The following is a 734-nucleotide window of genomic DNA, read 5'->3' as shown; positions in this document are numbered from 1 at the left end:
CGGCCGGCCCCGTGGCTGCGCTCAGGCGGCCGAGGCGGACTTCGGGTGTTCGACCCGGCAGACCAGGGCGTCCTTGTCGACGTCCGCCACGATCGTGTCACCGGGGGAGGCCGAGTCGCTCAGCAGCAGGGAGGCGATGCGGTTGTCCAGCTCGGTCTGGATGGTGCGGCGCAACGGGCGGGCACCGAACTCCGGCTGGTGGCCGTGGGCGATCAGCAGCTTCTTCGCGGCGTCGGTGACCTTCAGCTCCAGCCCCTGGGCGCGCACCCGGCGGCGGCTGCCCTCCAGCAGCATCTCCAGGATCCGGCCGAGGTCCTCCTCGCTCAGGCGGTGGAAGATGATGATGTCGTCGATGCGGTTGAGGAACTCCGGCAGGAACCGCGCGCGCAGGTCCTCCATCAGCTGGTCCTTGATGGCGGAGACGTCGCCCTGGTGGGCCAGGATCCGCTGGGCGCCGATGTTGGAGGTCATGATGACCACGGTGTTGCGGAAGTCGACGGTGCGGCCCTGGGCGTCGGTGAGCCGTCCGTCGTCGAGGACCTGGAGCAGGGTGTTGAAGACGTCCGGATGGGCCTTCTCCACCTCGTCGAACAGCAGCACGCTGTAGGGCTGCCGCCGCACCTTCTCGGTGAGCTGGCCGGCCTCCTCGTGTCCGACATAGCCGGGCGGGGCGCCGACGAGCCGGGAGACGGTGTGCTTCTCCTGGAACTCGCTCATGTCGAAGCGGACCATGC

Annotated in this window: 1 protein-coding gene; it reads right to left on the bottom strand. The window is 69.2% G+C overall.

What is annotated here, in order from left to right:
* Window positions 1–21: 21 nt before the first annotated feature.
* A partial coding sequence (locus CCN35_RS27475; RefSeq protein WP_158100444.1) for an AAA family ATPase occupies window positions 22–734 on the bottom strand: 713 nt, incomplete at its 5' end.

Origin of the sequence: Streptomyces thermovulgaris, from assembly GCF_002155915.1 — a bacterium.
In the GTDB taxonomy this organism is placed as follows: Bacteria; Actinomycetota; Actinomycetes; order Streptomycetales; family Streptomycetaceae; genus Streptomyces; species Streptomyces thermovulgaris.
The sequence above is the reverse complement of the archived record's forward strand: the minus strand, read 5'-3'. Positions and strand labels throughout refer to the sequence as shown.